Annotated in this window: 11 protein-coding genes and 1 tRNA gene; 10 read left to right on the top strand and 2 right to left on the bottom strand. The window is 46.2% G+C overall.

Features of this window, described 5'->3' with window-relative positions:
- Together Q0257_RS09885 and gpmI are read right to left on the bottom strand one after the other, a co-directional pair.
- Nucleotides 1-463 (bottom strand): SDR family NAD(P)-dependent oxidoreductase (locus tag Q0257_RS09885; RefSeq protein WP_298024502.1); only part of this gene is annotated, 463 nt, incomplete at its 3' end.
- Between the two features lie 101 nt (nucleotides 464-564).
- Nucleotides 565-2031: a 2,3-bisphosphoglycerate-independent phosphoglycerate mutase gene (gpmI, locus tag Q0257_RS09880; protein WP_298024500.1), complete on the bottom strand. Its 1467-nt coding sequence runs from the start codon at nucleotides 2029-2031 to the stop codon at nucleotides 565-567.
- Nucleotides 2032-2184: 153 nt separating this feature from the next.
- Here gpmI and mraY point away from each other — a divergent pair, with 153 nt between their 5' ends.
- From mraY to Q0257_RS09830, 10 genes are all read left to right on the top strand, one after another.
- A complete protein-coding gene (mraY, locus tag Q0257_RS09875) occupies nucleotides 2185-3282 on the top strand; it encodes a phospho-N-acetylmuramoyl-pentapeptide-transferase (protein WP_298024504.1) in 1098 nt (365 codons plus the stop codon).
- A 1-nt stretch (nucleotide 3283) separates the two neighbouring features.
- Nucleotides 3284-3808 carry a hypothetical protein gene (locus Q0257_RS09870; RefSeq protein WP_298024498.1) on the top strand — a complete coding sequence of 175 codons (525 nt, stop codon included), beginning with the start codon at nucleotides 3284-3286 and terminating at the stop codon, nucleotides 3806-3808.
- A complete protein-coding gene (gene murD / locus Q0257_RS09865) occupies nucleotides 3805-5286 on the top strand; it encodes a UDP-N-acetylmuramoyl-L-alanine--D-glutamate ligase (protein WP_298024496.1) in 1482 nt (493 codons plus the stop codon). The genes Q0257_RS09870 and murD overlap by 4 nt, the downstream gene beginning before the upstream one ends.
- 550 nt (nucleotides 5287-5836) lie before the next feature.
- Nucleotides 5837-5912, top strand: a tRNA-Phe gene (locus Q0257_RS09860).
- Nucleotides 5913-6358: 446 nt separating this feature from the next.
- Nucleotides 6359-7603, top strand: coding sequence for an integrase arm-type DNA-binding domain-containing protein (locus Q0257_RS09855; protein WP_298024494.1), 1245 nt, complete (start codon nucleotides 6359-6361; stop codon nucleotides 7601-7603).
- Nucleotides 7604-7611: 8 nt separating this feature from the next.
- On the top strand, nucleotides 7612-8310 hold the full coding sequence (locus Q0257_RS09850; protein ID WP_005873360.1) for a hypothetical protein: 699 nt from the start codon (nucleotides 7612-7614) through the stop codon (nucleotides 8308-8310).
- 207 nt (nucleotides 8311-8517) lie between these two features.
- On the top strand, nucleotides 8518-8724 hold the full coding sequence (locus Q0257_RS09845) for a helix-turn-helix domain-containing protein (RefSeq protein WP_005873361.1): 207 nt from the start codon (nucleotides 8518-8520) through the stop codon (nucleotides 8722-8724).
- Entirely contained in the window at nucleotides 8708-8974 is a 267-nt protein-coding gene (locus Q0257_RS09840) for a hypothetical protein (RefSeq protein ID WP_298024490.1), read from the top strand. Before Q0257_RS09845 ends, Q0257_RS09840 begins: the two co-directional genes overlap by 17 nt.
- A complete protein-coding gene (locus Q0257_RS09835) occupies nucleotides 8961-9197 on the top strand; it encodes a hypothetical protein (protein WP_298024488.1) in 237 nt (78 codons plus the stop codon). The genes Q0257_RS09840 and Q0257_RS09835 overlap by 14 nt, the downstream gene beginning before the upstream one ends.
- Nucleotides 9194-9370 (top strand): hypothetical protein, encoded by a 177-nt coding sequence (locus Q0257_RS09830; RefSeq protein WP_298024486.1) that lies wholly within the window; start codon nucleotides 9194-9196, stop codon nucleotides 9368-9370. The genes Q0257_RS09835 and Q0257_RS09830 overlap by 4 nt, the downstream gene beginning before the upstream one ends.
- The last annotated feature ends 274 nt before the right edge of the window (nucleotides 9371-9644 follow it).

Below are 9644 nucleotides of genomic sequence, written 5' to 3'. Positions count from 1 at the left end.
TGACCTGCCCGGCGTTTCCCATTTCGCCGACGATCGAGGCGATGTTTACGACCGCGCCGAAGCGTTTTTTGCTCATTAGCTTTAGAGCTTCGCGGCAGCCGATGAAGGCGCTGCTTAAATTTGCTTCGAGCACGCCCGTGAAATCCTCCAGCTTCATCCTAAGCGCGAGCTTATCGTTCGTGATGCCCGCGTTATTTACGAGATAGCTTAGTTCACCACCGTCGCTTTGCGCGATCAAGCTTAGCGCCTCGCTAAATTCCACCTCGTTCGTCGCGTCAAATTTTATCACGGCACCCTCTCCGCCGCTTGTGCGAATCTCCTCTAGCAGCGCGTCGGCAGGCTCAGGACTTGAGCGATAATTGATCCACACCTTAAGTCCGTAAGACGCCAAAGTCCTTGCGATCTGCGCGCCGATACCGCGGCTCGCACCGGTAATTAAAACGTTCTTTCCATTAAATTTCATACTTGTCCTTTTATTAAAATTTTAATCTCTAGCGTAAATTTATCCAAATTTACCTAAATTTTAGCAGTTTAAATCTGCTCGCGGCTCGCGCCGTTTAAATTTCAAAATAGCGCCTCGTCCATCTCCGCGGGTTTCGGCAGCCCCATTAGCTTTAGCACGGTCGCTGCGACGTTGCTAAGCCCAAGTCCGCTTTTTAGCTCAGATGCGTCGCGTCCCAGCACGAAACAAAACACGTCAAAGGTCGTGTGGTTGGTTAAAATTTCGCCGTCCGCGTCTCGCATCGCCTCGCAGTTGCCGTGATCGCTGATCTGGACGTAGGCGTAATCGTGCGCCCGCGTCGCGTTTAAAATTTTACCGATACACTCATCCACCGCCTCGACTGCCTTCACCGCGGCGTCGTAATTGCCCGTGTGGCCGACCATATCGCCGTTTGCGAAATTTACGACGATGAAATCGATCCCCGCTTCGATGCCGCGGATCACCGCATCGCATACCGCGGGCGCGCTCATCTGCGGCTGCTCGTCGTAGGTTTTTACTTTCGGGCTTGGGATCAGCACGCGAGTTTCGTTCGAAAGCGGCTCCTCGACGCCGCCGTTAAAGAAAAATGTCACGTGCGCGTATTTTTCGGTCTCGGCGGTGTGAAGCTGCGTAAGACCGGCTTCCGCGATCACTTCGCAAAGCGTGTTTTTAAGCACGGGCTTCTCAAATAGCAGAGGAAATTTAAAGCTCGCGTCGTATTCGCTCATCGTGATTAAATTTTGCACGACGAATTTCCGATCAAATTCGCAGAAATTCTCATCGCCCAAAGCCGCGCAAAGCTCTCTAGCCCGGTCGTTTCTAAAATTAATAAAAATCACTCCGTCATCCGCGCCGATACCGCTAAAGCCGTTAAAGCTCGCAGGCTCGATAAACTCGTCGCTCACGCCGTGCTCGTAGCTTTGCAGCACGTACTGGCTAGGCGAAATTTCAAGCGGCGCCGCTTCGCCCATAAGCACATCGTAAGCACGCTTTACGCGGTCAAAGCGCTTGTCGCGATCCATCGCGTAAAAGCGCCCGCAAACGCTAGCGACTTTAAATTTAGCCTGTAGATGCTTTAAAAATTCCGCCCCGCTGCTCGGCGAAACGTCGCGCCCGTCGGTGATAGCGTGCGCCCATGTCTCGCAACCCGCATTCTGCGCTATCTCGCAGATCGCGTCGAAATGGCGCAGGTGCGAATGCACGCCGCCGTCGCTGTAAAGCCCTATGACGTGCACTCTGCAGCACTTTGAAAGCAGGCTTTGTAGCGCTTCGTTTTTCTCAAGCGAGCCCTCATCGATCGCGCGATCGATTTTGACTAGGTTTTGATACAGAATTCTGCCGCTTCCGATCGTCATATGCCCTACTTCGCTGTTTCCCATCTGCCCTTGCGGCAAGCCCACGGCAAACCCGGAAGTGTGCAGCAGCGTATTGGGCGCGTTTTTAAAAAGATAATCGTAGGCGGGCTTTTTCGCGTTTGCGAACGCGTTAAATTTATCGCTCGCATTAAAGCCGATGCCGTCGGTGATAAGTAAAATCGTCTTTTGCCCCATTTTGGCTCCTAAATTTCGTCTAAATTTCGCCGCACAGGCCTTTTAATGCAGGTCTGCGGCGCTGTTTTTACGAGCGGCATTATACTTTCTTTTAGCAAATGCGACAAAATTTCATCCGTCCTAAAAGCTAAATTTTACCTCTTTTATACTAAAATGCGCCTTTTCATAAAATTTCAAAGGCAAACTTTGTTTTATTATCTCTATCATCTTACGAATATAAATTTTTTCCAATACATCACCGCGCGCGCAGGCCTTGCGTTTTTTATCGCTTTTTGTTTTTCGGTCTGGGCTATGCCGCGATTTATCCGCTGGGCGCAAAATAGACACGCCGCGCAGCCCATCTACGAGCTAGCGCCGCAAAACCATCAGAAAAAAAGCAAAACCCCCACGATGGGTGGGCTCGTTTTCGTTACCGCCGCAGTGCTCGCAAGCCTGCTGTGCGCCAAGCTAAACAACGTCTTCGTGCTCTGCGGGCTGCTTTGCTTGGTAGGCTTCGGCTACATAGGTTTTAAGGATGATATCTCTAAAATTTTAGGCCGTCAAAACCACGCAGGCCTTAGCGCACGGGCTAAATTTGCACTGCAAAATTTCTTGGCCTTTCTGATCGGGGCGACGCTTTATGCTTTTAGCGATCTGGGCGGGGAATTTTTCGTGCCGTTTTTCAAATACCCTCTGCTAAATTTATGGATCTTCGCGCCGCTGTTTTGGACGATCGTGATAAGCGCGAGCTCAAATGCGGTGAATTTAACCGACGGATTAGACGGGCTAGCGACCATTCCGTCGGTGTTTTCGCTATGTAGCCTAGGCATTTTTATCTATCTGTGCGGGCACGCGATCTACTCGCAATATCTCTTGCTACCGCGCGTCGCGGGCGCAGGCGAGGTCTGCATCATCGTCTCGGCGCTCATCGGCGCGCTGCTTGGGTTTTTGTGGTTTAACTGCTACCCCGCCGAAGTCTTTATGGGCGATAGCGGTAGCCTCAGCGTAGGCGCGTTTTTAGGATACTGCGCGGTCATCACGAAAAACGAAATTTTACTCATAATGATCGGCTTTGTCTTCGTCATCGAAACGCTCAGCGTGATCTTGCAGGTGGGCAGCTTTAAAATTTTTAAACGCAGAATTTTCCTGATGGCGCCGATACACCACCATTTCGAGCTTAAAGGCTGGGTCGAAAACAAAATCATCATCCGCTTTTGGATCATCGCGCTGATCGCAAATATCATAGCGCTGACGTCGCTGAAATTGAGATAAAATGCGAGCGCAAATTGAACCCGACTTCGAAACGGCGCGTGAAATATACGGCGAAATTTTAAAGCAAATTTTAGCCTACACGGCTTACTGCGACGATAACGGCGATCCTGACGGCGCAAAATACCGCGAGCTAGAGGCGACGCTACACGAAATCACGGGCAAAGATATGAGTAAATTTGATCTTTGGGAGTGGTGGGAAGCGGACGGCGCGGAAAATTTGGCTTTCGATATCGCACTACCGGAGCCGCAATTGGTATCGGATATTACGAAGGACGAACTGCGCGAGATCGTGGAGCGGATGAGCACTTTTGAGCCGCGCGAGACGGGAGATGCTTTTTTAGACGCTTTTTACTACCGTCCTAATTTTGCCGCAGACGGCGGATATTTTACCGAGTTTTTAAAGTTAAATTTTAAGGATACTTACGATCCGAGGCTTTTTGAAAGATGCGAGAGGAGCGGCGAAATTGCCGATCTTAGCGCCGATGAGATAACTCAAATTTTATGGGGCGAAAGGGGAGAAAAATGAAAAAATCGCTATTTGGCTACGGGCTTACGACGGGGGCGATCGCCGAGCACTGTCAAAAAGACGGCTGCTGGGAGATCTACGACGATAAATTTGAAATTTCTTCGGGCGCGCCGAAGCTGGACGAGTTCGGCAACGCGCTTTTAAACCCAAGCGAGTTCGATCCCGCCGCAAGCGAGCTTGAAATCCCAAGCCCGGGCTTCCCGCCGCATCACGAGCTGGTGCGAAAGGCACGAAATTTAATCAGCGAATACGATTATTTTGACGATTACAAAGGTCTTAAAATTTGGATCAGCGGCACGAACGGCAAGACGACGACGACGAAGATGATGCAGCACCTGCTCGAGCGATACGGCTCGCAAATGGGCGGCAACGTGGGCGTTCCGCTTGCAAAGCTTGATAAAAGCGCCAAAATTTGGGTGCTGGAGACGAGCTCGTTTACGCTGCACTACACCAAGCATGCGCGCCCCGACATCTACGTGCTGCTTGCGATCACGCCCGATCATCTCAGCTGGCACGGCGATTTTGCGGAGTATGAGCGCGCCAAACTCTCACCGCTACCAGCGATGCGCGAAGGCTCCGTGGCGCTGATCCCGCGCGCCTACGAAAACTCCGCCGCCGCGCAAAATAGCCTAGCGCGCGTGATCTGCTACGAAGATGAAGTGGATCTGGCACAAAAATTCGGCATCGATCTGGGCGAGATAAAATTCCTCACTCCGTTTTTGATCGACGCACTTTTGGCGCTGTGCGTGGAGAAAATTTTATTCGACAGATGCGACGCCATGCGACTGAATGACTTCGTGATCGAGGGCAACAAGCTCGAAGAATTTACCGACGCGCGCGGCAGGCTCTGGGTCAATGACACGAAGGCTACCAATATCGATGCGTGCGCGCAGGCGCTGAAGCGATACGCGGGGCGCAAAATACATCTGATCCTCGGCGGCGACGATAAAGGCGTGGATCTGCACCCGCTTTTTGCGGAATTTAAAAAATACGATCTGCAAATTTACGCAATCGGCTCAAATACCGATAAAATCGTGCTTTTGTGCGACGGATACAAACTTCCTTGTGTGCGCTGCGAAATTTTACAAACCGCGGTGGGCGAAATTTCGAAGCGGTATCGAGATGCGGACTTTAAAAAAAGCGGCGCAAGCGAATTGAAAGTACAAAATTTAAGCGCGAATGGCGGATGCAACGGCGGCAAGGCGAAAGAAAATGCAAAGATCGGCGAGAATACGCTGCAAAAAGGCGGCGGCTCATCTGCCGCAAGCGATAACGCCTCTTCGCCGAAAAAACGCCGCACAAACGACGGTGGAACTCGGAATTCGCAGAATTCTAAAAATTTCGAAAATTTTAAAAATTCCATAAATTCTGCGAGCGAAATAGCGCTGTTAAGCCCTGCATGTGCCAGTTTGGATCAATTTAAAAGCTACGCCGAACGCGGCGAATTATTTAAAAAACAAGTCGCACAGCTCGGATAGATAAGCATATCAAGTTTAGATGGATCAGGCCGAGCCTTTATTAATACAATTTGTAATCGTATTTTAAAATTTTAACGCTTCTGCTGCGCGGATATCTAAATAAATTCAATCCCGAAGTAAACATCCCTATGTCACACTATTAGCCTGAGCGCGATGTTTATAAAGATGCTTCACCAAGTCCAAATTAAAGCCAATTTTCGATGCTCAATTTAACCAATCGCAGCTATCGCCCGTTATGCGCGCAAATTTAAAACGATGCCGCGATCCTTTGGCGTAAATTTATCTACTTTGCACAGCCTAAAACCAAGCGTACAATTTGCAGAATCGGTCAAATAGTAAAATTTTATACCACTTTGCTTTTTAGATCAATAGCCCTTTTTGATTATTGCAAATTGCTGCATAAGCAATATTTTTCGCTACTGAAATTTAGAAAATTTTAACTGAGTAAATTTGGCTGTTTTCGAGCGTAACGTGCAAAAATATAGCGAGAATCGAGGATTTTAACCGAGATTTAAGTATTGCATGGCTAAAATTACTTTTCTTTTTCGGTGGTTGGATAGCTCAGTCGGTAGAGCAGCAGACTGAAAATCTGCGTGTCGGCAGTTCGATTCTGCCTCTAACCACCACCATTGCCTATTTTTTACAATCTAATACAATCTAACAAAACCCCTAAAATACGGACTTCAAGAGATTTTGACCCTCTAAAGCAGTCTAAAATAATCAAGCAAAGCTAGCAATTTAAAAACATTTTAAAAATATTTTTGGCAAAATTCCAAAAGTCAAGCGAAAAAATATTTTTAAAACTTACTAAATGCCCTATCTAACGGGCTTACAAGGCACTCCAAAAAATGTTTTAAAACGCTTGAAACGCCTAAAATATGGTTTTATGAAGCTTAAAAAAACGTAGCAAAAGCGAAAAATGTTTTAAACCTCATCAAATCCCCTATTTTAGGCACACACAGAGCAAAAAGGCGGCGATTTTAAAAATATTTTTGCGCGGGATTTTGAGCTAGAAACCGAAAAAATATTTTTAAATCGTCTCAAATAACGCATTTAAGGGAGTTAAAACGTAATGGCTAGGATAGTCAAACCGCTTAGCGATAAGCAAATCAAAGAGGCAAAGCCGAAAGCCAAAGACTATAAGCTCACGGACGGCGACGGCTTAGGGCTGATAGTAAGCAAAAGCGGGCGCAAGCGCTGGGTATTCGCTTTCATTAGCCCCGATACCGGCAAGCTGAATAACACGGGGCTAGGCAACTACCCCGTTTTATCGCTAGCCGAAGCGCGAGAGAAGCGAACCGAGCTTAAAAAGCTAGTGATGAGAGGTATCGACCCTATCACGGAAAAGAAGCGCGCCAAAGCTCAAAGGATAAGCGAGCATAATCTCAGTTTTGAAAAGGTCTTTAACGAGTGGCTAGAGCTTGAAGCTAAAAGCATACTGCCCCAAACGCTAAAGACCAAGCGCGGACGCATTGAAAACCACGTAATGCCGATACTAAAAGATAGGGGCATAAAGAGCATTGCTCACGGCGAGATAGCGGACATCCTTAAAGGAACGTCAAAGACTACGCCGCAAACTGCTGAGATAATCAACCAAATTTTAAACCGCGTCTTTTTATTCGCCGTATCGAGCGGCTACGCCGAGGTTAATATTATGGCGAATATTGACGCCAAAAGTCTGATACCTAAAACCAAAGTCGAGCATTACGCCAAGCTAACCGAGCGCCAGGACTTAAAGGCATTTTTTAACGCCATTTATGATTACCCTCATTTTGAGACGATTAAAAACGCGATGAAGCTATGCCTACACCTGCCGCTAAGAGCCGCACCGCTGTCACGTCTAAAATGGGATTACGTAGATTTTAATAGGAGGCTTTTAACCATTCCGCGCGCCGAGCAGAAAATCAAGCGCAGCGAGATAGGCGATTTCAAATTGCCGCTTAGCGATGAGGTTATGCGGATACTTGAGGACCAGGCGAAATTAAGCAGGGCATACGAGCATATTTTTATTAACTCGCACTTTACGGGGCATATCCACAAAGACACCGCCACGAATGCGATTAAGGGCTTTGACTTTAGAGATAGGCAGACGGGGCGCGTCGTAACTCTGCATAGCCTGCGGGGCATATTTATGACGCATGCGTTTAACAATATGCAAAAGCACGGAGTAAGCAAAGAGGCTATCAAAAAGGCGCTAGACCACCTACACGGCAATAAAGTAGATTTAAGCTATTCTGAAAAAGCCGATTTTTTGGACGAGCTTAAAATCTTGCTGGACTGGTGGAGCGGCTACATACTCGAAATAAAAAATAACTAGGAGGCAATATGGCGAAGTTATCAGAGCCAAGAGATACGCAAAGTGCAAAAGACGAGAGAGAAAAACGAGAGACAGAGGCGATAGAACAAGTTCTAATTGATATCAGAAAAAGATTAAGAATTGCTGATAAAGCAAATCGTAATTTTGATTTGTTAATAGCCTTTAATGGGATGATGAACGAAACCATTGATGAGTCTTTTTGCATTACACACGACCCCAATTTATTCCCAGAGTTTAAAATTTTAACTCACTTTTATCAATCAGAGGAGGCAAAAGACGAAATTTTAACCGCTTTCGTAGATTTTTTTAAAAATATTATGGAGGCAAAAGCTAAGAAAAATGATATCATCATAAGATATGAAAACTACCTAGAAGCTATTGAGCTTTTAAATCACGCTTTTTATTTTAGCGAGTATTCAACTGGCGAGCCGTATATCCGCGACCCTTTTGGTCGCAATTGCGATTGTGACCCTTATCCAGAATACGAAAGATTTATGAGAGCAGCAACCGAATATTTTGCGCCGTTTAAAGAGCAAAAAGAAAGATACGATCTTTTAAACAACACTCAAAAGATAAGAGATAAATTTTCAGATACCTTGATTTTAAAAGCGAGAATGTATCAGATTGTCGGCGTGGATAAAAACAAAAAAGCTACGCTAGCAAATAAAATTTACAAATATTTTTACCCCAACGATAAAGACGCATAATCCGCCTAAAAATATTTTTAGCCACTATAAAAGTCCTATTTTTATGGCTTTTAGGTTTTTCAAACCTCATCAAATATCCGTAAATTTAATTCAAAACAACCATTTTTACCTACCTGGCTAAAAATATTTTTCGTTGATTAACTTTTTAACTCTCGCCATAATTCACCTAATCTTTGCAAAGATAATCTAAATAATAAAGGCTAAGCAATGAAAAAAAGCGAAGTTAAACCAAAGTATCTAAGAGCGGCGCAGATTGCTAGTATCTACGGCATAGGTTTAAGCACGGTGTGGTATTTTGCCAAACAAGGCTTTCTAAGACCGATAAAATTTAGCAAAAATATCACCTTTTTTAACCCCGCCGAAGTGGAGGCGTTTTTTATGAGAAAGGCGGCACAAGATGAAGCCGCTGTTTAAGGACGAAGCCGAGAGGGGACTTTATTCGGAATTTACGAAAATGCTGTCCGCTTGCTATCCCGACATTTTAAAATCGGCGATAGCGGACGAGCCGAGCGAGTTTAAAAGCGGGGTTAATGAAGGGCTGGTAGTCGCCTTTGATTTGTTTCAAGCCATAAGCGTGCAACGCGAACAAATTCAGGAGTTGCAAGGCGAGAACGAAAGGCTAATCCAAACTTTTTTAACGGGGGCGAGCAATGGGACGAAGTAAGCTAAATTTTACCCCTAGCGCGTTTTGTTTCAGTGCGGACGATAAAGATATGCTAAAGGCATTTAAAAAGCAACTGCATATCTACAAGGTGCAGAGCCTGGACGGAGCGTCGCAGGAGCTGTTAGATTGCGCTTATGACCTATTCCACATCACGAGGACGCAAGAGGAGAGTATCAAAGCCTTAGAGGTCAAAGCGGGCATAAGAGAGGAACGGAAAAAATGAAAGCTAACAATCATAAAAGAACGCTTTTAAAAATAATGCTGGAGCAAGGACGCGTAACGGCAGGGCGAGTGTTCGGCATAAGCAACGCCAATCAGTATCTAGGCGAGCTTAAGCGAGAGGGTGCCATTAAAGACCGGTGGACGCAGGAGGACGGACGGCGGTTTAAATGGTGATATATCGTGGATTTCGATAAAGCCAAAAAGAAAATCGGGGGCTGGGGCGACAAAGAGGCGAAAGCCAAGAATACGCCCCATAAAGATTAAACCAAAATATTTAAGGGCGGTTAGTGTCAAGCGAAACCGCCCTTTGGAAATTAAAACGTGGAAATATTACCTTACGTTAGCCAAATTTTGGCTGAAACCCAAGACATTCATATCGACACAATCCGCGCGAGCTTTTTTAAAAACGCCGTAACCAAAAAGCGGTTTAGCAAAATGGAGCTTTTAA

The organism is uncultured Campylobacter sp. (assembly GCF_938018035.1).
Lineage (GTDB): Bacteria > Campylobacterota > Campylobacteria > Campylobacterales > Campylobacteraceae > Campylobacter_B.
This window is presented reverse-complemented; position numbering and strand designations above follow the sequence as displayed.